Origin of the sequence: Pseudomonas sp. NFPP07 (assembly GCF_900115645.1) — a bacterium.
Lineage (GTDB): Bacteria > Pseudomonadota > Gammaproteobacteria > Pseudomonadales > Pseudomonadaceae > Aquipseudomonas > Aquipseudomonas chlororaphis.
In genome coordinates this window covers 260228-284805 of record NZ_FOXG01000001.1, presented here as the reverse complement: position 1 = coordinate 284805, position 24578 = coordinate 260228, and the positions used below count along the sequence as shown (strand labels likewise).

Below are 24578 nucleotides of genomic sequence, written 5' to 3'. Positions count from 1 at the left end.
CGCCCACAACGTGGGCGCAGGATTTTAAGATCGCTGAAGGCCTTTGGCCTTATCGCAGCCTGCGGCAGCGGCTACAGAGGGCTCATCAGGCCGCGCTGACCTTCAAACCGATCAGCCCGGTAATGATCAGCGCCACGCTGGCCAGGCGGAACAGCGCCATGGACTCACCGAACAGAATGATTCCGGCGATCACCGTGCCGACCGCGCCGACCCCGGTCCAGATGGCATAGGCAGTGCCCAGCGGCAGTTCCTTCATGGCCAGCCCCAGCAGGCCGAGGCTGACCGCCATGGCGGCGATGGTCAGGGCGGTAGGGAGAGGGCGACTGAAACCGTCGGTGTACTTGAGGCCGACGGCCCAGCCCACTTCAAACAGGCCGGCGAAAAACAGAATGATCCAGGACATGATGACCTCCATCGATTGACGGGGTCGTCCCCAGATTAATGACTCGAGCGAGCCGCGGGGTCGTCCCCGCGTTGCGCAGTATAGTGCCCATCATTAATCCGGGGATCAAGGTTTCTCCTCAGTCGCTCGCCTGCTGGGCAGCCAGTGCGCGGTCGTCCTTTTCGCTCATGCGGCGGAACCAGGTGGAAAGCAGCGCCCCGGAAATGTTGTGCCAGACACTGAACAGGGCGCTCGGCACCGCCGCCAGGGGCGAGAAGTGCGCGCTGGCCAGGGCGGCGCCGAGGCCGGAGTTCTGCATGCCGACTTCCAGGGCCAGGGATTTGCGTTGCGCCAACGGCAGCTTGAACAGGCGGCCGGTGAAGTAACCCAGCAGGTAACCGAAGCTGTTGTGCAGCATCACCACGGCCATGATCAGCAGGCCGGACTCGGCGATTTTCGCCTGGCTGGCGGCCACCACTGCGGTGACGATGATCACGATGCTGACCACCGACACCAGCGGCAATACCTCCACCGCATGCCGCACCCGGTCGCCGAGCACGCGCTGGGCAATCACCCCGAGCACGATCGGCAGCAGCACCACTTGCAGGATCGACCAGAACAGCTCCATGAACGAAACCGGCAACCAGGCCGAGGCCAGCAGCCAGATCAGGGCCGGGGTCAACAGCGGTGCCAGCAGGGTGGTGACGGCGGCGATCGCCACCGACAGCGCCAGGTCGCCGCGGGCCAGCCAGGTCATGACGTTGGACGAGGTACCGCTCGGGCAGCAGCCGACCAGGATCACGCCGACGGCGATTTCCGGCGGCAGGTGGAAGACCTGGCACAGCAACCAGGCCACGCCCGGCATGATCACGAAGTGCGCGACCACGCCCAGGGCCACGCGCCACGGATGGCGGGCGACTTCGGCGAAGTCTTCGAGCTTCAGGGTCAGGCCCATGCCGAACATCACCAGGCCCAGCAGCGGCACGATGGCGCCCTTGAGGCCGATGAACCAGTCTGGCTGCAAGAACGCCACCACCGCGAAAATCAGTACCCAGTAGGCAAAGGTATTGCCGACAAAACGACTTAATGCTGCCAGTGCACGCATGGCCTGTTCCTTCTTATATGAAAACGCCACCGAAGGCGGTGGCGTCTGTGGTGCTCCTGCAGGAGCGAGCGAGTTGGCGACAAGGCCGGATGCGGCCCGTCGCCAGCAAGCAGGCTGCTACAAGGTCAGATGCCTTGTGGAATCTCTTCGCCACCCAGGGCTTCGAACAGCGCCGGGAGGAAATCGCCGAAGGTCAGCATCATCAGGGTGAAGCTGGCATCCAGCTGGCCGAGGGCTTCGTCGCCGCCGTCCTGTTCCGCCTGATCCTGCAGCAGGTCCTCGAACTTCAGGCGCTTGAGCGTCATCTTGTCGTCGAGCATGAAGGACAGTTTGTCCTGCCAGGCCAGGGACAATTGGGTGACCACCTTGCCGGTGCTCAGGTGCAGCTGGATTTCTTCGCTGGTCAGGTCCTGGCGCTTGCAACGGACGATACCGCCGTCTTCATGGGTGTCGCGCAGCTCGCACTCGTCGAGGACGAAGAAGTCGTCGGCGGCTTGTTGGGTTTTCACCCAGTCGGTCATGATCGCGGTCGGCGCGGTCTTCACGGTCAGCGGGCGCACTGGCAGGGTGCCGAGTACTTCGCGCAGGGTGGAGAGCAGGTCTTCGGCGCGTTTCGGGCTGGCCGAGTTGACCAGGATCAGGCCCTGTTTCGGCGCGATGGCGGCGAAAGTCGAGGAGCGGCGGATAAAGGCACGGGGCAGGAATGCCTGGATGATTTCATCCTTGATCTGATCGCGTTCCTTTTTATAAACCTTGCGCATTTGCTCGGCTTCGATCTCTTCGACCTTTTCCTTGACCGCGTCGCGAACCACGCTGCCAGGCAGAATACGTTCTTCCTTGCGCGCGGCGACCAGCAGGAAATCCTGGCTGACGTGCACCAGCGGCGCATCTTCGCCTTTGCCGAATGGCGCGACGAAACCGTAAGTGGTCAACTCCTGGCTTGCACATGGACGCGCCAGTTTGGTGGCCAGTGCGGTTTCCAGCGCCTCAGCATCAAAGGGCAGATCTTGGGTCAGGCGATAGATAAGCAGGTTCTTGAACCACATGGGGTGAATCTCTCCTTTATACAAAGGGGGGCATTATTCTCCGCGCAGCTCCATAGGCCAACCCTCCGCTAAGCCTTTGGAAGGCCTGAAAAAATTATTTTAAAAAGTGCTTGCCAGAGTAGGGGGCGCTCCGTAGAATGCGCGCCACACCGAACGTGAAGGGTGATTAGCTCAGCCGGGAGAGCATCTGCCTTACAAGCAGAGGGTCGGCGGTTCGATCCCGTCATCACCCACCATTCGCTTTCAGTGTTACGCGCAGCGGTAGTTCAGTCGGTTAGAATACCGGCCTGTCACGCCGGGGGTCGCGGGTTCGAGTCCCGTCCGCTGCGCCATATTCGATGATCTGGAACACTGAACGCCAGGTCATCACAGAAAGCCCGCTCACGCGGGCTTTTTTGTGCCTGTGTTCCGCGCGAGGCGCCCGAGACATCGAAATTCAGCTTTTTTTGATAATTTTGTTATTTAAATCAGCACGTTATGAATTTCTGTGTAATAATGCGCCCCGCAACGAAGGTAAAGGGTGATTAGCTCAGCTGGGAGAGCATCTGCCTTACAAGCAGAGGGTCGGCGGTTCGATCCCGTCATCACCCACCACTTGCTTTCAACGCTACGCGCAGCGGTAGTTCAGTCGGTTAGAATACCGGCCTGTCACGCCGGGGGTCGCGGGTTCGAGTCCCGTCCGCTGCGCCATATTCGATGAGCTGGAACACTGAACGCCAGCTCATCACAGAAAGCCCGCTAACGCGGGCTTTTTGCTGTCTGGCGTATGTAAATGCTCCCCAAAAAAGCGGCCCGCGGGCCGCTTTTTTCGTTTGTGGATCACTGCTCGGCGTTGCGGCTGTGCCGGTAGTCGCTGACCGCTTCGTACACCGTCTTGCGCAGGCGGTTGATGCCGCCGATGGGGCGGTGCGCTTCCAGCCCGAACCAGGGGTTGAAGGACAGGTTGTCGCATTGCAGGTTCTGCCGCGGGGTATCGAAGTCCTGGGCAGGAATTTTGATCCGCGCCACGGTTTCGAAGGGCGCATCGCTTTCTCGCCATTCGATGCTGGTGTCTTCGATGGGCATGTAGTGGTTTGGGTCCTGGCGTTGCACCTGCAATACAAAGCAGGCCGGCACACGATCGGTCGACAGCTGCTGGCTCAGGGCGTTGCGTAGAAAGTTGGGCAGGGTCTGGTTCTGTGGGGGCAGGTTGTACGGCGGGCAGCTGTCGGGGTCCGGTGCGACGCGGAACTTGGCGTTGGCGCTGCCGAACTTGTAGGGCGAAACCGAAAAATAGCGGGTTTGCGTCGGGCTGGCCGGGGGCGGCGACAGGGTGGCCAGGGCGATGAATAGATGACGAACCTGCCAGGTGCGTGGGTCCCAACCGGGGAAAAAGGCTCCAACCTTTTTTCCGTCCGCCTGCGCGGCGACATTCTGCCGGTACTCGGCGACATCGCTGACGAAGAAGTTCGGATGGTTGAACATCACGAAATCCTGCTCGCCACGGCCCTGCTGTTCCTTCAATAGCTGGGTGCCGGGCACATTCAACAACTTGATTGCCATCCCGCGCGCGTCACGAATGCTGTCGAACTGTGGATAAGCATTGCCGTTGGACAGCCGCACCATGGCTTGCCAGGTCTTGCCGGGTTCGGCGAACACGCCCTGGCGCAACGGCGGCGCCAGTTGCTCGAGGACCTGGACCTCGGCTTTTACGCAGCCGTGGGCCTTGGCGTGGGCGTCGCGCAGGTAACGGGTGTTATCCCGGTGCTGATCGACGATGCGCACGGCGGTCTGGATGATGTCTTGGGTCATGGCGGCTTCGCCGGGCGGAACCTGTTCTTCGGTCGAGACCGGCCCCTGGTAGCGCCAGATGGACCAGGCGCTGTTCAGCGCCCAGCCGAGCAGGGCGATCAGCGCCAGCAGCACAAGTGTCTTGAGCAGCAGCGCACCGATGCGCAGCCATAAGGTGATCAGCATGAAAGCGTCCTTTTGATGAGGGCCAGGGTCATGGCAGTTGCGCCTCCAGCGGCCCGCCCAGCACTTTCAGGTATTCCAGCAGGGCCCAGCGTTCCTCGGGTTGCAGCAGGCGGCCGATCACCCCTTCGCCACGCTTGCCCGAACGGAATTCATGGCCGCTGTTGTCATTGCCGCTGATCCTGGTATCGAACAGGAAGCCGTTCTTGAACGGCTCGGTACGATAGCCCAGATGCTTCGGATCGTATTCGAAGGTGCCTTTATAGAAGGTGCTGGCGCGTTCGTCCTGAGGCGAAAGCAACTGATACAGGCTGGGCACCGAACCGTTATGCAGGAAGGGCGGGGTAGCCCATACCCCGGCCAGCGGCCGGGCCTTGTAGGCGCGCAGTTCGCGGACGCCGATCGGCAAGCCGTAGCCGTCGAGTCGTGGGCGTTCCGCCGGGGTCACCTGGGCGTCCCGGTAAGCGCGCTCCTCGACGAAGGCGGTGACATAGGCCAGGCCCTTGGCCGCTGACAGCTGGCGCATGTCCAGCGGCTCAGTGGGCGTGGGGTGCAACTGGACATTCGATTGCGCCAGCTCGGCGGCGTCCCATTGCAGCGCGCTCAGGTCGTAACGCTGATCGGCAATATTGTTGGCCGTATTCGGGTCGGTGCCGATCACCGCGACTGGCAGCATCTTCAGTTGTTGTACCGGGTGCCCGTTGACCTCGGTGACCGGCGGGACATGGCAGCCTGCACAGTTTTCCGCGAACAGCGCTCGCCCCTTGGCCGCCAGGGGCTTGTCGATGCTGCCGAACAGTTCTTCTGGCCAGGTCGGCGGTTTCAGTCGTTGCAGGGTTTCTTCGATGCGATTGAGGTCGCGCACCCGAACGCTCGACGCGTAGCGGGCGTCGCCCTTGAGCGGCTGGCCCTGGGCATCGAAGAAGTTCAGGGTGGCGCCGACGCCCAGCGCCTCGCCGATATTGCGGGCCATGGGTTGCTGGGCCGAGCCGTTCCACTGTACCCAGTCGAAGGTCCAGATGTCCCATAGCTGCGGATAGTCCACCGGTGCGTTGGCCACTCGATAGTTGTCGGGGGAAATGGCGTCGCCGAAGCTGGCATTGGCGATCCGGCCAAAGGCATCGGTACGCCCGGGGCCTTCTTCGGTGGGATAGAGGCCGCGGTGAGTGTCGTTCCAGGCGACGCGCAGGAAAGTGTCCAGCGACGCCTTGAAGTCCTTGCGCAGTTGTTCATGCTCGGCGTCGTAGTCCTGGCCCAGCACGTTGCGGGCGAAACGCTCGAATTTCCACGGGTTGTAATAGGTCGACGCCAGGCTGGCAACCAGCGCCTGGCCGAAGCTGCCGCCGCGCAGGGTGGGCACGCTGGAGGGCAATACATGTTGCGCCGAACCGCCGTCGACCCGCAGGGCCTGCTGGTTGTAGCGCAACTCGCCGGTGTGGCAGGCGGCACAGGTGATGTCCAGGTACTGCTGCGGGCTGCCAGGGTTCTGATGGCGAGTGAAGCCGACCGGCAGGTTCGCCGGGTTATCGGCGCTGGCCTGCTGCGCCGGATCCACTAGGAAGCCGAAGCGAGCCAGGTACTGCGGCGCGGCGAAGCGTTGCGTGGAGAAGGGCAGTTCCAGGGCGGCGAACCACTCATAGCGCAGGCCCTTCACCTGAGTGCCCTGGGGGGTGAAGTAATAGGTCTGGCGGTCGGCGGCGCTCCATTGATCCTGATAGTGCACCTGCCGGGCGGGCATATAGTCGGGCAATTTCGGATTGGCCACGTAATACAGGACCACGGCCAGGGCGACGCCGATCAGGGCGAGGATCAAGAGCAAAACACGGGATAAGAGGCGCAAGATAAACATCCTTGTCGAGTTGTGGCTCTCTTATGCCTCAAGGGTAAACTGCCGGGCAAGTGGCCATTACGTGCGCTGCCATTACTTTGCGGTCGAGGTGTTCTTTCTCGTGCTCGTTGTAATGGCTGGCGAAATGCTTTTAAACACGTGAACTTATCGGGCTAATCCGGCTCTCATGCCGGTAGCCATTGGTCGTGGCCGCCTGATAAGCTCGCGGCTTTACTCGATTGCCCTTTAGGCGCATGAACAAGGAAATAGCATGAAACAGCATCGGTTAGCGGCGGCGGTAGCCCTGGTTAGCCTGGTACTCGCGGGTTGTGACTCGCAGACCAGCGTGGAGCTGAAAACCCCGGCGCAGAAAGCTTCCTATGGTATCGGCCTGAACATGGGCAAAAGCCTTGCCCAGGAAGGTATGGATGACCTGGATTCCAAAGCGGTAGCCCAGGGCATCGAAGATGCCATCGGCAAGAAAGAACAGAAGCTGAAAGACGACGAACTGGTCGAAGCCTTCGCCGCGCTGCAAAAGCGTGCTGAAGAGCGCATGGCCAAGATCAGCGAAGAGTCGGCAGCAGCCGGCAAGAAATTCCTCGAAGAAAACGGCAAGAAGGCTGGCGTGACCACTACCGCCTCCGGCCTGCAGTACGAAGTGCTGAAAAAAGCCGATGGCGCCCAGCCTAAGCCGACCGACGTGGTGACCGTTCACTACAGCGGTACCCTGACCAACGGCACTGTGTTCGACAGCTCGGTCGAGCGCGGCAGCCCGATCGATCTGCCGGTCAGCGGCGTGATTCCGGGTTGGGTCGAAGGCCTGCAACTGATGCACGTCGGCGAAAAGTACAAACTGTACATCCCGAGCGATCTGGCCTACGGCGCACAGAGCCCGAGCCCGGCCATTCCGGCCAACTCGGTTCTGGTGTTCGAGCTGGAACTGCTGGGTATCAAGGATCCAGCGAAACAAGACGACGCCAAGTAATCTTCGTCTGGTTCAATGACAACGCCCCGTTCTTACGGGGCGTTGTCGTATCTGGTCGTTGGTCCGGGAAAAAATGCGAACCCACGGCATAAGGCATAGTCTTAACAGCACGTGTTGCGGCTAGCCGCATGAGGCTGCCAAGTCAATGAAATTATGGGTTTTTTTATGTGAGTAAAAAACGCCCGATCTGAGCCGAGCCCTTGTAAAACGGGGCTTTCAGCTGTGAAAAGCGGCTCTGTTCACAAGGTTATCCACAATTTGTGTGGATAACATTTCAGTGGGAGTGACGATGAAAGCACCCTGGAATTTTGCCCGCTTCCTGCCCCTGGCCGGCCGCTTGCTCAGCCGTGGCCGACTGCCGACCCTGTTGTTCGCCGTGGCCAGCAAAGGCGCCTTGCAAGGCGGCCGTCTTGGCAAGCTCAAGGACGATCTGCGCCTGCTGCAGGCCCTGTGCCTGGCTTACTGGCGTGGCGAGTACCGCGCCATCAGCCCCAAGGCGTTGCTGTCGGTGGTCGCGGGCCTGATGTACTTCCTCAGTCCGCTGGATGCCATCCCGGACTTCCTGCCGATGTTCGGCATGCTCGACGATATCGCCGTTCTGGCCTGGATCATGAAAACCCTGGACGGCGAACTCAGCGCCTTTCGCGCCTGGCGCAATCGCCAGCAACCGGAGAAGCTGGCGGTGGTGGAGCGTTTGCCCGACACCCCGGAACAGCTGCAATTGGAAGGTCCGAAGAAAAACTGAGGTGAATTCGGATCCATACAACGATGCCCCCGCGACCTTAGTGACTGTTAGGATTACACTTCATAAGGAAAAGTCCGACTCGTTATGTGTCGTCCTACGGGGTAGTAATGGATATTCAGATAATTGCACGCGATGGCGAGCCCGAATATGCGGTTCTGCCATGGGCTCAGTATCAGGCTTTGCTAAAAGCCGCAGGTATCACCGAACAATCTCCGCGAGAAGCCAGGGGGCCTGTCGCGACCACAGCCGACCAGCCGCTTCCAGGTCTGGATCAACTTCGCAGTTTGCGTGAAGCCAAGGGCATCGCCATTGAGGCGCTTGCCCGTACGGTAGGTATCAGTCCGTCATATCTGGCCATGATTGAAAGCGGTGAGCGTCAACCCGACGCCGCTATACGCCGTAGCCTGGCCTGGGAATTGACGGTTCCGGGTTGGAGGGATGAATCGTGAGCGTAAGGATCAGTCGTCAACATTGGGATGGCCTGTTGGGGGAACTCGACCAGGCCCGTCGGCAACGCCATCTTTTGACCTATCGCGCTCTGCTTGAGCGCTTGCAGCTACCCAGCCCCGCCATGCAGACCCTGACGGCGGCCCTTGAGCATCTGGCCGCGCTGGACGCGCGTGCGGAGCAGCCGTTGCGCAGTTCGCTGGTGATCAGCCAGGGGGCGAGTCGATTGCCGCGCACCGGTTTCTTCGAGTGTGCGGAGCGCCTCGGGCGTTTTTCCGGGCCTTCCGATGGGGTCGCGGCCGCGTCGTGGCATGCCTCGGAAGTGGTTCGTGTGTTCGAGTACGAATACCCCGAGTCGGTGGAGGCCTGAGTGTTCTGGCGCCTCAAGGCGCGAGCCGGCTACTGGCTGGCTCGCCGGTTGTTTCATTGGCCCTGGTTTGTGCGTCAACCCCGGGGCTGGCACTGGCTGGAGGGGCAACTGGCGCGCATGGCGAACCTGGGGGACGTCGGCGCACAGAGTTTTTATGGCCATATCCTGACCTTTCGTGGCCAGGGGCTGGGGGCTCGCGAAGAAGGCATACGTCTGTTACGTCTTGCCGGCTTGGCCGGGGACGCCAAGGCGGCCTATCAGATGGGCGTTATCAGCCTGGCCGGTTCGCCCAGCAAGGCCGCGGATGCGGCGCAAGCCGCCCGTTGGTGGACCCTGGCGGCGAAAGCCGGGCATCCCCTGGCCGAGGTCAAGCTGGCGCAGCTGAATCAGTCGAGTACGCCGGGCCCGCAAGCCGGTCCGCGTCAGCCGTAAAGCCGTCTGCCATCTGGCGGCTGTCGATCACATGGATGCTGTAGCCCGGCACGTTCTTGGCGTGGTGCTTGGCTTGCGAGGCCAGCTCGGCCAACTGGCTGGCATCGAGTTGTCCACAGGCCTGTGGATACAGGTGCACCACGCCAATGGACAGTGACAGCAAGGCGAACTCCTGGCGAATGCCCTGGCGGTTGGGGGCGATGAAGCAGCCGGCTTCCAGGTGTTCGCTGCGATAAAAACGCCGGCACTGGCTATGGAAGTCGTCCAGCAGCTGGTTCAGGCGTTTTTGCCAGTCCTCGGGGCCCAATACCAGGAGAAAGTCGTCGCCGCCGATATGGCCGACGAAGTCGCGGCTGGGGTCCACCCGGTCATTCAGGCACTGCGCCAGGCACAACAGCACTTCATCACCACGGCCGTAGCCATAGATATCGTTGAAGGGCTTGAAGCTGTCGATGTCCACGTAACAGATCAGCGATTCCCGTCCTTGTTGCAGCAGGTGGGTCAGGCACTGCTGGATCGGCACGTTGCCAGGCAACAGGGTCAATGGGTTGGCATAACGCGCCTGCTGGATCTTCAGCTCGGTAATCAGCTTGAGCACATCGATCACCCGCCCCAGGCCCAGGTAGCTACCGTTGAGGGTGATGATGAAATCCTCTTCGATCCGTTGCCGGGCACGGCTGGTGATCAGGCGGCTGACCTGTTGCAGCGACTGGCTGAGTTCCACCGCCAGGAAGTCATCGTTCATCAGGCGGCTGATGGGCTTGCGGGCAAACAGGTCGGTGGCGAAGGGCTTGAGCAGGGCATCGGACAACGAATGGCGGTGCACGATGCCGCAGGGCTGGCCCTGTTCGTCGAGCACCGCCAGCGAGTTGAGGTTGGCCTGGCGACGGAAGGCTTCCAGCACCGTGGCCGTTGGTATGTCGCGTGCTACCGCTGGTTGTTCGTTGAGCAGGGCACTGAGGTCGCTGCCTTCGTCGTTGAGCGTCGCGGGAGTGCTTTCGCGCTTGGGCAGCAGATTGCGGCCATCGCGGGGCGGATGTTCCTGGGGGCGGCAGAGCAGGTAACCCTGTAGCAGGTCCACGCCCATTTCCGTGAGCACCTCCAGCTCTTCCGCCACTTCGATGCCCTCGGCGATCACCTGGGCCCGGGAGGCTTTGGCAATTTGCAGGATCGAGCCGACGAACTCGCGCTTGAGGGCATCCTGATGAATGCCGTCGATAAAGTGCCGGTCGATCTTCACGTAGTCCGGGCGCAGCTCGGACCACAGGCGCAGGCTCGAGTAACCGGCGCCGAGGTCGTCCAGGGCGATCGAGAAACCCATGTCCCGATAATGATGCAGCGCATTGTGCAGCAGTTGGAAGTCATCGATTGGCGTCTGCTCGGTGAGTTCGATCACCACCTGGCTCGGCGGAATACCGAAGTCTTGCAGCAGTTGCAGGGTTCGTCCGGGCTGGTGGGCAGCCTCCAGCAGCGATTCCGGAGAGACGTTGAGGAACAGCTTGCCGGGCAACTGCTGCTCGCTGAACCCCTTGCAGGCGCTCTGGCGGCAGGCGATTTCCAGCTCGTTGAGGCGTCCGACCTGGCGGGCCACGGCAAACAGGGCGACAGGGGAGTGCAGCGGGCTGTTGGACGGGCCACGGGTCAAGGCTTCATAGCCGAGAATGCGTCGTTCGGAGAGGCAGATGATCGGCTGGAACAGACTGTGCAAACCGCTTTGAGCCAGGATTGAGCTCAAGGCACTCAGCTGTTCGGTCGTGGTCATGGCGATCTCTGTCGATAAAAAAAGGACCGGGCGCGCCCTTGATTCAAGAGCAGCGCCCGGTCCTTTATTTCACGACAGAATGATGACTGTTTGATGACGCTCCGAGGGGCGCCAGCATTAAATTGCCATCATCTCAGTGCTTGGCGACCGCGGTGTTGAGCTTCAGGTAATCGAGGAGGATTCGCCCGGTTTCGCTGAGGTAAGCGTCGTCTTCCGGCTTGGTCTTGTCCGGATCGGCGGCCGCGATGGCGTCCTCGTCTTCTTTCTTCAGCTCCTTGAGCGGCTCTTCCCCCTTGGCCTTGCGGCGGATGTTTTCCAGCGTCAGTTGCTTGGCCTCGATGTCGGCGTGTTGTGCCCGACGTTCGGCTTCGTTGAGGCTGACGGTTTTTTCCGCCATCAGCTTCTTGGCCAGGGCCAGCTTGTCGCGGATGAAGACGAACTCGGCGTCCTTGGCCGAGCGCACGTCATGCTCGGATTTCAGCTGCGCGAGGAACGGCTTGAACGGATCCACCGCCGGCTTGATGGCCGGGCGAATGGTGTCCCATGGCATGGCTTCGGGCAGGGCGCTTTCGCCGATTTCCTTGGTGTCGATGATCGACGGGTAATCGATGTCCGGCAGCACGCCCTGATGCTGGGTGCTCTGCCCGGAAACCCGGTAGAACTTGGCCAGGGTCAGTTTCAGCTCGCCGTGGTTGAGCGGCTGGATGGTCTGCACGGTGCCTTTGCCGAAGGTCTGGCCACCGATGATCAGTGCACGGTGATAGTCCTGCATCGCACCGGCGAAAATCTCCGAGGCCGAGGCCGAGAGACGGTTGACCAGCAGCGCCATCGGCCCTTTGTAGAAGGCGCCAGGGTTTTCATCTTCGAGCACGTCGACCCGGCCGTCGGCGTTACGCACCAGCACGGTAGGGCCCTTGTCGATGAACAGGCTGGTCAGCTCGGTGGCTTCCTGCAGGGAACCGCCGCCGTTGTTGCGCAGGTCGATGACCACGCCGTCGACCTTGTCTTTCTGCAACTCGGTCAGCAGTTTCTTCACGTCACGGGTGGTGCTCTTGTAGTCCGGATCGCCGGCACGGAAGGCCTTGAAGTCCAAGTAGAAGGCCGGGATCTCGATCACCCCGAGCTTGTAGTCCTTGCCGTCCTGCTTGAGGTTGAGGATCGACTTCTTCGCCGCCTGCTCTTCCAGCTTCACCGCTTCGCGGGTGATGGAGACGATCTTGCTGGTCTGGTCGTTCGGCGCGTTGCTCGCCGGGATGATTTCCAGGCGCACCACCGAGCCTTTCGGACCACGGATCAGCTTGACCACTTCGTCCAGGCGCCAGCCGACCACGTCGACCATTTCCTTGTCGCCCTGGGCCACGCCGATGATCTTGTCCGCCGGGGCCACCTGCTTGGTCTTGTCCGCCGGGCCGGCCGGCACCAGGCGCACGACCTTGACCTGGTCGTTGTCGCTCTGCAACACGGCGCCGATGCCTTCCAGCGACAGGCTCATGTTGATGTCGAAGTTCTCCGCGTTATCCGGCGACAGATAGTTGGTGTGCGGGTCGTAGGACATGGCGAAGGTGTTGATGTACGCCTGGAAGATATCTTCGGCGCGGGTCTGGTCCAGGCGGGCGAGCTGATTCTTGTAGCGCTTGGTCAGCGTTTCCTGAATCTGCTTGGGTTCCTTGCCAGCGATCTTCATGCGCAGGACTTCGTCCTTGACGCGCTTGCGCCACAGGTCGTCGAGTTCCGCGGTGGTCTTGAGCCAAGGCGCGTCCTTGCGATCGATCAGCAAGGACTCCTTGGTGGTGAAGTCGAATTTGTCGACGCCTTTGCCCAGCTCGGCCAGGGCAAAGTCCAGGCGCGCCTTGACGCGGTCCAGGTAGCGTTTGTAGATGATGAAGCCGGCGTTCAGGTCACCGCTTTTCAGGAAGTCGTCGAACTGGGTTTTCCACTTGTCGAATTCCGCGATGTCGCTGGCCATGAAGTAGCTGCGCGACGGGTCCAGCAGCTTCAGGTAGCTGTCATAGATGATCGCCGAGCGCGCGTCGTCCAGCGGTGGCTTGCTGTAGTGATGACGCTTGAGCAGCTCGACGACATTGAGGCTGGCAATTACCTCGTCGCGATCCGGCTGAAGTTTGTCCCAGCTATTGGCTGCGAACGTATTGGTCGACATCGGCAGCAGACCGAGACCAATGAAAAGAGCGAGGGCGGTGCTGGGGAACAAATGCTTCATGCTGATTCGACGCGGGGGCAATTGATAACGCATATTAGGCCGTCTTTGAAGTCGCCGGTTCCACAAGGGCCGGTCGCATAATGCAAAAAGCCCGGTGCTACAGCTCCGGGCTCAGTCCAGACTCACTATGGAGGCACTGTGAAAGCATTGCAAGGCGTTGAAGGTCATGTGGAGTGGGTTGAAGAGCCCAGTCCGACGTGCGACGTAGGACAAGTGCGCATCCGCGTGGCGGCCGCGGGACTGAACCGGGCCGACCTGTTGCAACGGGCCGGGCTCTATCCGCCGCCACCGGGCGCCAGCAAGGTGCTGGGCCTTGAGTGCTCGGGGGTGATCAGCGAGGTCGGCCCAGGTTCGGCGTGGCAGGTCGGCGATCGGGTCTGCGCACTGCTGGCCGGGGGCGGCATGGCCGAGGAAGTGGTGGTCGATGCCCGTCATGTCCTGCCGGTGCCGGAAGGGCTCTCCCTGGCACAGGCGGCGGCGCTGCCCGAGGTGTACAGCACCGCCTGGCTGAACCTGTTCCAGCTGGCGGCCCTCAAGCCGGGGGAAAAGGTCCTGCTGCACGCCGGTGCCAGTGGCGTCGGTTCGGCCGCGATCCAGTTGTGCAAGGCGTTTGGCAACCCATGCTGGGTCAGCGTCGGTTCCGCCGATCGCCTGGCCTACTGTGAGGCGCTGGGGGCCCAGGGTGGCGTGGTGCGCACTGATGGCCTGGAAGGGCTGCGGGATTTCGGGCCGTTCGATGTGATCCTGGATCCGGTCGGCGCCAACTATGCCGCGCACAACGTCAAGCTGCTGGCCCTGGACGGGCGCTGGGTACTGATCGGCTTGATGGGCGGGCGCGAGGCCCAGCTGGACCTGGCGCAGATCCTCGGCAAGCGCATCCAGTTGCTGGGGTCGACCCTGCGCAGCCGCGACGAGCAGTTCAAGGCCGATCTGTTCAGCGACCTCAGCCAGCATGTCTGGCCACTGTTCGCCGAAGGGCGCCTGAGTCCGCAGCTGGCCATGACCTTCCCGATCAAGGACGCCGAAGCGGCCTTTGCCGAGCTGGCGACCAACCAGGTATCGGGCAAGCTGGTGCTGCTGATCGACGAAACGTTGGGGTGATGGTTTAGATCGCTATCGCGAGCAAGCTCGCTCCTACAGGTATTGCGAAGTCTGTAGGAGCGAGCTTGCTCGCGATCAGATTTATCGGTCGACGCTTATTTCCACTGATGAATCGGCCAGCCGGCCTTTTCCGCGTGTTCGCGCAGCACTGGGTCCGGGTTGACCACATGCGGGTAGTCGACCTTCAGCAGCAACGGCAGGTCGTTGCGCGAGTCGGAATAGAAGCTCGCGCCTTCGAGGTTTTCTTCTTCGGCATCCAGCCATTCCAGCAGGCGGGTGACCTTGCCTTCGCGGTAGGTCAGGGTGCCCAGGGTATTGCCGCTGTAGACCCCGTGCAGCACCTCCAGCTCGATCCCCAGGACTTCATCGATGCCCAGGCGTTCGGCAATGGGCTGGACCAGGTGAGTGCCCGAGGCCGAGATCACCAGGATCCGGTCGCCGGCCTTGCGGTGGGCGGCGATGGCCTTGCAGGCGTCGCTGAAAATGATTGGTTCGATCACGTCCTCGACCCAGGGGCCGACCAGGTGCCCGACTTCTTCCGGGGTGCGTCCGGCCATCGGCTCCAGGCTGAAGGCCATGAACTCCTCCATGGCCAGCTTGCCGTGGCTGTAGGCGTCCATCAGCTCGTTGTTGCGGCGCATGAAAGACTCGCTGTCGACCCAGCCCAGGCGCCCCATCTGTTCGCTCCAGAGGGTGGCGCAGTCGCCGTGGATCAGGGTCTCGTCCAGATCAAAAATTGCCAGGGCCATTAGTACCGCTCTCTCTTAATCGTTTGCGTCAAAGTCATCAGGCTACCTCACAGAGGGCCGTGGGATCGATGGAAAGTGCCAGGCGTTGGCCGTCGGGGTGCAGATCGTCCGGCGAGCGGTTCAACACATCCACCACCAGCTCCACGCCACGGGCCTCGACCCGGTAGCGGATCACATTGCCCAGCAGGCTATGGCTGCGGATCTGCGCGTCGGGCTCGCCGTCCTTGCGCAGTTCGATGGCTTCGGGACGAATCGCGATACGCCCGGTGATCGGTCGCTGCAGCAGCCTGCTGGCACTTTCTGCATCCAGCAGGTTGTAGTTGCCGATGAAGCCGGCGGCGAACACATCCACCGGTGCGGTGTAGAGCGTCTCGGCGTCGCCGCTCTGGACGATCTTGCCCTGGTTCATCAGGAAAATGCGGTCCGACATGGTCAGGGCTTCTTCCTGATCGTGAGTGACGAAAATCGTGGTCAGCCCCAGTTCGCGCTGGATCTGCCGGATCTGTTCGCGCAGGTGCTTGCGGATCCGTGCGTCCAGCGCCGACAGCGGCTCGTCCAGCAGCAACAGGCGCGGGCGGGTCACCAGCGAACGGGCCAGGGCCACGCGTTGGCACTGGCCCCCGGACAGTTGATGGGGATAACGGCTGGCGAAGTCGTGCAGTTCCACTAGGCGCAGGACTTCGAGCACGCGCTTGTGGCTCTCGTCGGCGTTGACCTTCTGCATGCGCAGGCCGAAGGCCACGTTCTGCTCCACGGTCATGTTGGGGAACAGCGCATAGCTCTGGAACACCATGCCGATCCCGCGTTTTTGCGGGCTCAGGGGCACGATGTCATGGCCGTCGAGGAGGATCTTGCCGGCGTCCACCGGGGTCAGGCCGGCGATGCAGCGCAGCAGGGTGGATTTGCCGCAGCCGGACGGGCCGAGCAGGGTGACGAATTCGCCCTTGTGGATTTCGCAGTTGATGTCGCTGAACACCGGGGTGCCACTGTAGTTTTTCTGCAGGTGTTGGACGCTGACGAAGCTCATTGGCTTTTGTCCTTGTTCAAGATGTTGGCGGCCCAGGTCAGAACCAGCACAAAGAAGAAGTAGGAAATCACCAGCGCGCTGGTGAAGTGGCCGCTGCTGTTGCGCATGTTGTTCAGGTAGACCTGCAGGGTTTCGTAGCGGGTGCCCACCAGGATGTTGGCGAACACGAACTCGCCGAACAGGAACGAGAACGACAGCAGCAGGGCCACCATCAGGCCCTTGCGCAGGTTCGGCAGCACCACCAGGAAAGCCGCCTGCCAGGTACTGGCGCCCAGCAACTGGGCGGCGTCCATCAGGTCGCGCAGGTTGATCGCTTGCAGGTTATTGGTGATCGCCCGGTACATGAACGGCAGGGCCACGGTGAAGTAGCAGCCGACGAGGATCCACGGCGTGCCGACCATGGCGAACGGTCCCGAACCGTAGAGCTGCAGCAGGCCCACCGAGGACACCACCGGCGGCACCGCGAACGGCAGCAGGATCAGGATGTTCATCAGCGCATCGAGCCTTGGGAAGTGGTAGTGCACCACGAACAGCAGCGGCAGGATCAGCACCACCGACAGGATCAGGGCGCCGACGCAGACCAGCAGCGACTGGCCGAAGGCGTGCAGGAAGCGCGGGTCGCTCCACAGCTGGATGTACCACTTGAAGGTAAAGCCGCTGGGCAGGATGGTCGCCGACCAGCTGCTGGCGATGGAGTAGACCAGGGTCCCGGCCAGCGGCAGCAGGAGGATAGCGAACAGCAGGTACACCACGACCCGGTGATAGAGGGCGGCGGAGCCGGGTTCAGCGCGAGACATGGTAGCTCCTCTTCAACAGCAACTGATGGACGATGGTCACCAGGGTCATCAGCGCCACCAGGACCACGGCCAGGGCGCTGGCCATGTTCGGGTCGAGGGAGATGTCGCCGGAAACCATGGCGGCGATGCGGATCGGCAGCACGTTGAAGTTGCCGGTGGTCAGTGCATAGACCGTGGCATAGGCGCCCAGGGCGTTGGCCAGCAGGATGACGAAGGTCCCCAGCAGCGCCGGGGTCAGCACCGGCAGGCCGATGTGGCGCCAGAACTGCCAGCCACTGGCGCCAAGCAGTGCCGCGGACTCGCGCCAGTCTTCACGCAGGGCATCGAAGGCCGGGTAGAGCAGCAGCACGCCCAGGGGGATCTGGAAATAGGTGTAGAGGATGATCAGGCCGGTCTTGGAGTACAGGTTGAAGTCCTGAATGATCCCCGCCTGCTTGAGCATGATGGTGATGCTGCCGTTGAAGCCCAGCAGGATGATGAAGGCGAACGCCAGGGGCACGCCGGCGAAGTTGCTGGTCATGTTGGCGAAGGCGTTGACGAAGTTGCGCAGCTTCGAGTCGACCCGGCGTAGCGAGTAGCTGCCGAGAATCGCGATGACGATGCCGAACACGCTCGACCAGAAGCTGATCTCCAGGCTGTACTGGATGGCCTGCAGATAGAACCTGGAACTGAAGATCTTGTTGAAATTGGCCAGGCCCCAGCCGAACTCTTCCGATTGCAGACTGTTGATCAGCACCCAGAGCAGCGGGGCGATCTGGAACACGATGAAGAACAGGGCAAAGGGCAGCAGGCACAGGATCGCCAGCCATTTGCCGCGGGTGAATGCATTCACTTCAGCAACTCCCGGCATACAGGTTTGTCGTGGGGCACGCCGAGCAACTCGCAGATGGTGCCGCACAACTCGGTCTGATCCGGCGTGGCGACGGGGCTGAAGCTGAACGCATCGCCGAGAACGAACAACGGCACTTCCCGCTCCTCCGGCAGCAGGCCGTTGTGGGAGCGGTCGTTGTTCATGCCGTGGTCGGCGGTCACCAGCACCTGGTAGCCGGCGTCGAGCCAGCCTTGCAGGTAATCGGCGAGGATGATGTCGGCCGCGCGTGCGCTGTTGCGGTACTGCGGGGTGTCGAGGCCGTGCTTGTGGCCGGCGTCGTCGATGTTCATCGGGTGCACCAGGAGAAAGTTCGGGGCATGGCGCAGCCGCAGGTGTTCGGCATCGGCGAACAGGTGGGAATCGGGGTAGTGGTCGTTCCAGTAGAAATGCCCGTGCTGGATCGGCAGCTTCTTGTTGTCGGTATGCCGGTCCCGGGCCGGGTTGAACGGCGAGCGGTTGTACAGCTCGCTGATCCAGTGATAGGCCGCGGCGGCGGTACCGAGCCCGGCGGCGCTGGCGTAGTGGAAAATGCTGCGCTGGTTGGACAGGCGCGAGACGTTGTTGTGCACGATGCCGCTGTCGATCGGTGGCACCCCGGTCAGGATGCATTCGTAGAGCGGTCGGGACAGGGCCGGCAGTTCGCATTCCAGCTTGTACAGCGCCGCGCGTCCCGCGCCGACGTAGGCCTGAAGGTGCCCCATGGCGTGGCGGGCGACCTCATGGTTGAGGCCGTCAAGCACGACAAGGATGACGTTGTGTGACATGGGGGAGGACTCCGCAAGACAACCAGGTGCCTGTAGGAGCGAGCTTGCTCGCGATTGCATTTCCGCGGCTCCAGGGCAGACCGCGGCGCCTGGATCGCGGGCAAGCTCGCTCCTACAGATGCAGCATTACTGCATGTTGATGATCACTTCTTCCTGCCATTTCTGTGGCAGGCCCTTGGAGGTTTTCTCCCAGGCGTCGGCGTCCTTGATCGGCGTGACTTTCTTGTACTGCTCGTTGGGCAGCAGGTTGGCCTGGACTTCGGCGGGCAGGGTCAGGTGCTCGGCGCGGATCGGACGGGCATTGCCGCGCGCCAGGTTGATCTGGCCGGCATCGCTGAAGATGTATTCACGGGTCAGCTTGGCCGCGTTCGGGTGCTTGGCGTATTTGTTGATGATGGTGGTGTAGCCGGAGATTACCGAGCCGTCCGACGGGATCAGCACGATGTAGTCGTCCTTGTTGACCATCTTGTTGCGGTAGCTCAGGCCGTTGAAGTCCCAGACCACGCCGACTTCCACTTCACCCTTTTCCATGGTGGCGATGGTCGGGTTGGCCAGCGACAGGCGCCCCTGCTTGGCGATCTCGGCGAACATCAGCAGCGCCGGCTGGATGTTCTTTTCATCGCCGCCCTTGGCGATGGCCGCGGCCAGCACGCCGTTGGCGGCCTGGGCGGCGGTGCTCACGTCGCCGATGGAGACCTTGTATTTGCCTTTCTCCAGGTCGGCCCAGCTTTTGGGGGCTTCGGAGCCGTGCAGCAGCTTCTTGTTGATGATGAAAGCGATGGTGCCGGTGTAGGCCAGCGCCCAGTTGCCGTCCTTGTCCTTGGCCCAGTCCGGGACCTGGTCCCAGGTGCTTGGCTTGTAAGGCTGGACCACACCCTGCTTGACCGCGATCGGGCCGAAGGCCGCGCCCACGTCGCCGATGTCGGCGCTGGCGTTGTCTTTCTCGGCGGCGAACTTGGCGATCTCCTGGGCCGAGCTCATGTCGGTGTCGATGTGCTTGAGGCCGTAGTGCTTGGCCAGGTCTTCCCAGGTCCCTTTCCAGTTGGCCCAGTCGTCGGGCATGCCGACGCTGTTGACGGCACCTTCGGCTTTCGCCGCGGCTTCCAGGGTCTTCAAGTCGGTATCGGCGGCCATGGCGGCGGTGCACAGGGCAATGGTCGAGCCTAACAGTGATGCCAGGAAAAGCTGTTTCATCCGAAGCTCCTTTGGGCGTGTTCAACGCTGGGTTTGTCTAACGTTGTTGGTCTAGGTCAGCAATACCTGAGCCAATTTAAGCCGGCTGGATGACACTTTGATGTCGGCATCAGTCCTGCAAGGCGTTTGCGAGTGTCTGGCACGGGTCTGCGAGATAAGCGTAGCCCAGGGCTAAACAGCTGATATGAAAGGACTTGGCCAGCCAATTGCAGGTGTCTGGCACCGCCATTTGGCGGCGTTGTCATCTGTCAGTCATATGCAGTGCCTAGGCTCTCGGTGAAGGCTGAGTGCCTTTTTCCCAGGCACGTTTTGCCCTGAAACAGTGCTGGTCTAGTCCAGATAGGTAACGTTGATGCGCGAAGAGGCAGTCAAGGCGGTGACAGCCATTGGGCAGGTCCTGCAGGAACAGATCGATCACGGGTTGTTGGCACCCGGTAGCAAGCTGCCGGCCGAGCGCAAGCTCAGCGAGTTGTTCGGCACTACGCGGATTACCGTGCGCGAAGCCTTGTTGCAGTTGGAGGCTCAGGGCCAGATCTACCGCGAGGAGCGGCGCGGCTGGTTCGTCTCGCCGCCACGCCTGGCCTACAACCTGATGCAGCGCAGCCATTTTCACGCGATGGTCAGCGCCCAGGGGCGCGTGCCGTCGACCGAGATGATTTCGGCGCGCCTGCAACCGGCTTCAGCGGCGGTCTGTGCCTGGCTGCAACTGCCGGCGCTGTCCAGCGTGATCCAGATCCGTCGGGTACGACGCATCGACGAGCGCCTGGTGCTGTATGTCGAGCACTACCTCAATCCGCAGTACTTCCCGGGCATTCTCGAGTTCGACCTGAACCAGTCGATCACCGAGCTGTACGCGCGGCACTACAACCTGCATTACGGCCGGGTGCGCTTCGAGATTGTGCCGACCTCCTTGCCGGTGGAGGCGGCCGCGGCGTTGAAGGTTTCGGCCGGCAGTCCCGGGCTGCGGATCGCCCGGGTCAATTACGACCAGCACCAGCGCCTGATCGACTGCGACCTGGAGTTCTGGCGCCACGACGCGATCCATGTCGGCGTCGATGTGGTCTGAGCCCGCTCCCGGTGCGGGAGCGAGCCTGCTCGCGATAACGACAGGGGCCAATCCTTAAGGTTTGGCCCCGGCAAACAGATAATCGGTGGTCAATGACGCCAGGGTACGCACGCCCACCACCAGCGCCGATTCATCGACAAAGAATCCCGGGTTGTGGTTCGGCGCGGCCTTGGCCATGTCCTGGTCCCGCGGTGTCACGCCGAGAAACACGAACAACCCCGGCGCCTCCTTGGCATAGAAGGAAAAGTCCTCCGCGCCCCCCACCAGCGGGCCCTGCACCACGTCGCCCCCGGCCGCCCAGCGCAGGCTCGGCAGCATCTTCTCGGTCAGGGCCGGGTCGTTGATGGTCGGGTCGTACTTCTCGATGATGGTCACCTCGGCCTTGGCGCCGCCGCTTTCGGCGATCTTTTCTACGGTCTGGCGCACATCGCTGTGCAGCTTCTGGCGAATGCCGTAGTCGTACGAACGGATGGTGCCGCTCATGTCCAGCGACTCGGGGATGATGTTGTAGCGCGTGCCACCGTTGATGGTGCCGATGCTGACCACCGAGGGAAACGACGAGATGTCGGTGCGACGGCTGACCACGGTCTGCAGCCCGACTATGGCCTGGGCACCGACCGTGATCGGATCGATGCCGTCCCAGGGGCGGCCGGCGTGGGTCTGCTTGCCGAGAATCCTGATGCGCAGGTCGTCGGAGCTGGCCAGGGTCGGGCCCGGGCGATAGGCGATGCGCCCGGCCGGAATCCCGGCCCAGACATGCAGGCCGAACACCGCGTCCGGCTTGGGCGATTGCATCACGCCTTCCTGCACCATCATCTTCGCGCCCCAGATGTTCTTGCCGTCGGGGATGAAATCGCTCGGGCCTTCTTCGGCGGGCTGGAAATAGAACACCACGGTGCCGGGCAGGCGCTCGCGCATGTCACTGAGGATTTTCGCCGTGCTCAGCAGGATGGCGGTGTGGGCGTCGTGGCCGCAGGCGTGCATGACGTCCACTTCCTTGTCCAGGTAGCGCCCCTTGGCCTTGGAGGCGAACGGCAGGTCCGCGACTTCCTTGACCGGCAGCGCGTCCATATCGGCGCGCAAGGCCACGGTGGGACCGGGCAGGGCGCCCTTGAGCACCGCCACCACACCGGTGCGGGCGACGCCGGTCTTGACCTCCAGGCCCAGGGCGCGCAATTGCGTGGCCACCAGCTGTGCGGTGCGCTGTTCGGTGTTGCCGAGTTCCGGGTGGGCGTGGATATCGCGACGGGTTTCCAGCAGCGCTGGCTCCAGGGCCTTGGCCTGTTCGGCGATGTGCTGGCGGGCCTGTTCCATGGGGCTGTCGTCGACAGCGTTGGCGGCCTGGCCGGACAAGGCCAGGACGCCGATCAGGCAGGCTTGGGCGATAGCGGATAGCTGCATAGGGGACTCTCTCCATGATTAGTGTTGTGCTGCTCAGGTGCCAGAACCTGTGACCGTCCCAACCCTGGAGAGTGCGGCCGCGCCCTTGCCGAGACGCGGCCGGACGCCTTACTCCTCTTGTTGGGGCCCGCCGCCGGCGGTGATCACTTGCACGCTCATGCGTGGCGTGGCCAGGTCCATTCCGGCTTCGTCGAGGTGACGCTTGAGGGACAGGTTGAAGGCTCGCGACACTTCCCATTGCTTGATCGGCGCGGTCTTGAAACGGGCGCGCAGAATCGCGTTGCCGGACTCGAAGCTTTCCACCCCCTGGAACTCCAGCGGCGACCAGATATTGCGCCGTTGCAGCGGGTCGGTGCGCATCTTCTGGCCGACATCGCGCATCAGCTTGATGGCCTCGTCAATGTCCATGTTGTACGGAATGGCCACCCGGAAGATCGCGTAGCCGAACTCCCGGGAGTAGTTCTTGATGCTCTTGATTTCGCTGAACGGGATGGTGTGCACGATGCCGTCGATGTCCCGCAGGCGCACGGTGCGGATGGTCAGGCCTTCGACAGTGCCCAGGTGGCCGCCGACGTCCACGTAGTCGTCGATGGCCAGGGAGTCCTCGATGATGATGAACAGGCCGGTGATCAGGTCGGCTACCAGCGACTGGGCGCCAAAACCGATGGCCAGGCCGATCACACCGGCACCGGCCAGCAGCGGCGTGACGTTCATGCCCATGTTCGCCAGGGCGACGATCAGGGCAATGATGAAGATCGCCACGAACAGCACGTTGCGGATCAGCGGCATCATGGTCTGCGCCCGGGCATTGGCCAGGCCTTTGCGCGAGCGGGTCAGGGCGTGGTGCACCGCGGTGTCGCTGAGGATCCAGATCAGCCAGGCGAACAGCAGGGTGCCGCCGAGGCTGAACAGCTTGACGCTGATTTCGTGGCCATCGCCTTCGGTGAAGCGGATCAGCGACATGCCCCAGACCCGCAGGCCGAGCTCGATGAACACCAGCCACACCAGCAGGTGGGCGAGGGTATAGAAGAAGCCTTTCAGGCGCTCGGAGTACAGGGCATGGCGCTTGTGCCCGCGCTGGGGCTTGAGGGAATGGCGGCGCACCAGGCCGTTGATCACCATGCACAGCACCAGCAGCACGGTGCAGATCAGCGACTGGCGCAGTGCGGTGCTGGTGTCGCCGGCGGAAATGAAGGTGGCGAACAGGGAAATGGCCACCAGCACTAGCGCTGGCAGGTACCAGAAGGTGCCGATGATCTCGATGGTGTCGCTCAGGGCGCGGCGGGTCAGGCGGCGGGACAGCGGCTGGTTGCGGATCAGGTGAGCGATCGGCCGGCGGAAACGCAGGATGAACACCCCGGTGGACAAGGCCGCCATCACATTGGCGAAGGTGGCCGCGGTGTGCGCCAGGTGGCTGCCCAGGCTGGCAATCAGCCGCGGGTCGCTCAAGGCCTCGCCGAAGGCGGCGAAACTGCCGATCAGCCACAACGGCCGGAACGCCTGGCGACGCAGGATGTACAACGCGCGGTGACGGTTCGGACCGTCCAGCACGGAAAAGGCGATCACGCAGATCGCCGAGAAGCAGGTGCCGACCACCAGCGCGTAAGCCAGGACCATGGCCAGGTCCTTGCCCAGGGACGACGGCAGTTTGTAGGTCATGTACACGGTCATGATCAACGCGATCAGCCAGGGCCCCAGTTTGCGCAGGGCGAAGCGAAGCAGGTCCCAGGTCTTGGGGTGTTGTGGCAGTTCTTCGGTGAGACCGAAACGCTCGCGCAGGCGGTGGCTGAGCCAGATCAGCGCCGCGGCGAGAAGGCTCCAGACCATCAGGATCAGGGCGAAGGCGAAGATGATCGGCAGCCATTCGCTGGCCGGCAGCATCAGGGCCGCCAGTTCATCCTGGGCCTGATCGAATTCGTTCGACCAGCGAGTGATCGGGCTGTCGGCGCCGGAGAACTGTTTTTCGAAGCTGGACAGGGTGCCGCCGATCAGGCCGAGCACGCCTTCTTCGGCGGGCGTCTGGGCCTTCTTCGTGGCGTCGCGGAGCTTTTTCAGGTCGGTCAGCAACTGGGTGCGTTGCTGGTCGTTTTCCAGGGACTTGATCACTTCATCCAGCGACTGCCCCAGGGGCTGCTCGGCTTGTGGCTGGGTTTTGCCGCTGTTGAGCAGGCCCGGCAAACCCACTGCCTGGGCCGATGAGAGCGGCAATAGTGTCAGGAGACAGAGAAACAGGCAGTAGGGCAGAACGGAAAGACGAGCGAACACTGGGCGGTCAACCTCAGAAAAAGCGGATCGACCGAGTGTACGAGGCAGCCAATACCAATGCGAGCCTGGA

General features: G+C 62.4%; 22 protein-coding genes and 4 tRNA genes. 11 read left to right on the top strand and 15 right to left on the bottom strand.

Annotated elements, in window-relative coordinates:
* Positions 1-85: 85 nt before the first annotated feature.
* The 3 genes from sugE to rdgC all read right to left on the bottom strand — a co-directional run bounded on the left by sugE (position 86) and on the right by rdgC (position 2533).
* Positions 86-403, bottom strand: coding sequence for a quaternary ammonium compound efflux SMR transporter SugE (gene sugE, locus BM019_RS01315; RefSeq protein WP_007927818.1), 318 nt, complete (start codon positions 401-403; stop codon positions 86-88).
* A 118-nt stretch (positions 404-521) separates the two neighbouring features.
* Positions 522-1487 (bottom strand): bile acid:sodium symporter family protein, encoded by a 966-nt coding sequence (locus BM019_RS01310; protein WP_087092417.1) that lies wholly within the window; start codon positions 1485-1487, stop codon positions 522-524.
* Between the two features lie 125 nt (positions 1488-1612).
* A complete protein-coding gene (rdgC, locus tag BM019_RS01305; RefSeq protein WP_092417434.1) occupies positions 1613-2533 on the bottom strand; it encodes a recombination-associated protein RdgC in 921 nt (306 codons plus the stop codon).
* Between the two features lie 160 nt (positions 2534-2693).
* Here rdgC and BM019_RS01300 point away from each other — a divergent pair.
* The 4 genes from BM019_RS01300 (at position 2694) to BM019_RS01285 (ending at position 3223) form a co-directional block, all read left to right on the top strand.
* Positions 2694-2769: transfer RNA gene (locus tag BM019_RS01300), tRNA-Val, on the top strand.
* 19 nt (positions 2770-2788) lie between these two features.
* Positions 2789-2865: transfer RNA gene (locus BM019_RS01295), tRNA-Asp, on the top strand.
* 186 nt (positions 2866-3051) lie between these two features.
* Positions 3052-3127 (top strand) — tRNA-Val (locus tag BM019_RS01290).
* Between the two features lie 19 nt (positions 3128-3146).
* Positions 3147-3223, top strand: a tRNA-Asp gene (locus BM019_RS01285).
* A 129-nt stretch (positions 3224-3352) separates the two neighbouring features.
* Here the strand turns inward: BM019_RS01285 and BM019_RS01280 are convergent.
* Complete coding sequence (locus tag BM019_RS01280) at positions 3353-4489, bottom strand: catalase family protein (RefSeq protein ID WP_092417433.1); 1137 nt, start codon at positions 4487-4489, stop codon at positions 3353-3355.
* Between the two features lie 28 nt (positions 4490-4517).
* Positions 4518-6326 carry a di-heme-cytochrome C peroxidase gene (locus BM019_RS01275; protein ID WP_092417745.1) on the bottom strand — a complete coding sequence of 603 codons (1809 nt, stop codon included), beginning with the start codon at positions 6324-6326 and terminating at the stop codon, positions 4518-4520.
* Positions 6327-6585: 259 nt separating this feature from the next.
* Here BM019_RS01275 and BM019_RS01270 point away from each other — a divergent pair, with 259 nt between their 5' ends.
* The 5 genes from BM019_RS01270 (at position 6586) to BM019_RS01250 (ending at position 9293) form a co-directional block, all read left to right on the top strand.
* Positions 6586-7299 (top strand): BamJ family beta-barrel-assembly machinery protein, encoded by a 714-nt coding sequence (locus tag BM019_RS01270; RefSeq protein ID WP_092417432.1) that lies wholly within the window; start codon positions 6586-6588, stop codon positions 7297-7299.
* A 289-nt stretch (positions 7300-7588) separates the two neighbouring features.
* The gene (locus tag BM019_RS01265) at positions 7589-8044 is read left to right on the top strand and encodes a YkvA family protein (RefSeq protein WP_007927824.1); all 456 of its coding nucleotides are present in this window, start codon (positions 7589-7591) and stop codon (positions 8042-8044) included.
* Positions 8045-8151: 107 nt separating this feature from the next.
* A complete protein-coding gene (locus BM019_RS01260; RefSeq protein WP_081002342.1) occupies positions 8152-8493 on the top strand; it encodes a helix-turn-helix domain-containing protein in 342 nt (113 codons plus the stop codon).
* Positions 8490-8861: a hypothetical protein gene (locus BM019_RS01255; RefSeq protein ID WP_007927825.1), complete on the top strand. Its 372-nt coding sequence runs from the start codon at positions 8490-8492 to the stop codon at positions 8859-8861. Before BM019_RS01260 ends, BM019_RS01255 begins: the two co-directional genes overlap by 4 nt.
* Positions 8862-9293, top strand: a complete 432-nt coding sequence (locus BM019_RS01250; RefSeq protein ID WP_092417431.1) for an SEL1-like repeat protein — start codon at positions 8862-8864, stop codon at positions 9291-9293.
* Here BM019_RS01250 and BM019_RS01245 read toward each other — a convergent pair.
* Complete coding sequence (locus tag BM019_RS01245; protein ID WP_092417430.1) at positions 9229-11055, bottom strand: bifunctional diguanylate cyclase/phosphodiesterase; 1827 nt, start codon at positions 11053-11055, stop codon at positions 9229-9231. The two genes, BM019_RS01250 and BM019_RS01245, sit on opposite strands and share 65 nt — an antisense overlap.
* Positions 11056-11188: 133 nt before the next feature.
* Positions 11189-13273, bottom strand: coding sequence for a carboxy terminal-processing peptidase (locus tag BM019_RS01240; RefSeq protein WP_164485204.1), 2085 nt, complete (start codon positions 13271-13273; stop codon positions 11189-11191).
* Between the two features lie 138 nt (positions 13274-13411).
* On the opposite strand from BM019_RS01240, the gene BM019_RS01235 reads away from it, so the two are divergent.
* Complete coding sequence (locus BM019_RS01235) at positions 13412-14374, top strand: zinc-binding dehydrogenase (RefSeq protein WP_092417429.1); 963 nt, start codon at positions 13412-13414, stop codon at positions 14372-14374.
* 95 nt (positions 14375-14469) lie between these two features.
* Here BM019_RS01235 and BM019_RS01230 read toward each other — a convergent pair whose 3' ends face one another.
* From BM019_RS01230 to BM019_RS01205, 6 genes are all read right to left on the bottom strand, one after another.
* Positions 14470-15123: an HAD family hydrolase gene (locus BM019_RS01230; RefSeq protein ID WP_009045076.1), complete on the bottom strand. Its 654-nt coding sequence runs from the start codon at positions 15121-15123 to the stop codon at positions 14470-14472.
* Positions 15124-15160: 37 nt separating this feature from the next.
* Positions 15161-16150 carry an ABC transporter ATP-binding protein gene (locus BM019_RS01225; protein WP_092417428.1) on the bottom strand — a complete coding sequence of 330 codons (990 nt, stop codon included), beginning with the start codon at positions 16148-16150 and terminating at the stop codon, positions 15161-15163.
* Positions 16147-16947 (bottom strand): ABC transporter permease, encoded by an 801-nt coding sequence (locus BM019_RS01220; protein ID WP_009045074.1) that lies wholly within the window; start codon positions 16945-16947, stop codon positions 16147-16149. The genes BM019_RS01225 and BM019_RS01220 overlap by 4 nt, the downstream gene beginning before the upstream one ends.
* Positions 16934-17797: an ABC transporter permease gene (locus tag BM019_RS01215; protein ID WP_164523771.1), complete on the bottom strand. Its 864-nt coding sequence runs from the start codon at positions 17795-17797 to the stop codon at positions 16934-16936. The genes BM019_RS01220 and BM019_RS01215 overlap by 14 nt, the downstream gene beginning before the upstream one ends.
* Positions 17776-18582, bottom strand: coding sequence for an alkaline phosphatase family protein (locus BM019_RS01210; RefSeq protein ID WP_087092411.1), 807 nt, complete (start codon positions 18580-18582; stop codon positions 17776-17778). The genes BM019_RS01215 and BM019_RS01210 overlap by 22 nt, the downstream gene beginning before the upstream one ends.
* Before the next feature lie 126 nt (positions 18583-18708).
* Positions 18709-19776: an ABC transporter substrate-binding protein gene (locus tag BM019_RS01205; RefSeq protein WP_009045072.1), complete on the bottom strand. Its 1068-nt coding sequence runs from the start codon at positions 19774-19776 to the stop codon at positions 18709-18711.
* A 352-nt stretch (positions 19777-20128) separates the two neighbouring features.
* Between BM019_RS01205 and phnR the strand changes: the two genes are divergently transcribed.
* A complete protein-coding gene (gene phnR, locus BM019_RS01200) occupies positions 20129-20842 on the top strand; it encodes a phosphonate utilization transcriptional regulator PhnR (protein WP_092417427.1) in 714 nt (237 codons plus the stop codon).
* A gap of 54 nt (positions 20843-20896) precedes the next feature.
* Here phnR and BM019_RS01195 read toward each other — a convergent pair whose 3' ends face one another.
* Positions 20897-22243, bottom strand: coding sequence for an amidohydrolase (locus tag BM019_RS01195; protein WP_092417426.1), 1347 nt, complete (start codon positions 22241-22243; stop codon positions 20897-20899).
* 108 nt (positions 22244-22351) lie between these two features.
* The gene (locus BM019_RS01190) at positions 22352-24508 is read right to left on the bottom strand and encodes a mechanosensitive ion channel family protein (RefSeq protein ID WP_009045069.1); all 2157 of its coding nucleotides are present in this window, start codon (positions 24506-24508) and stop codon (positions 22352-22354) included.
* Between the last annotated feature and the right edge of the window lie 70 nt (positions 24509-24578).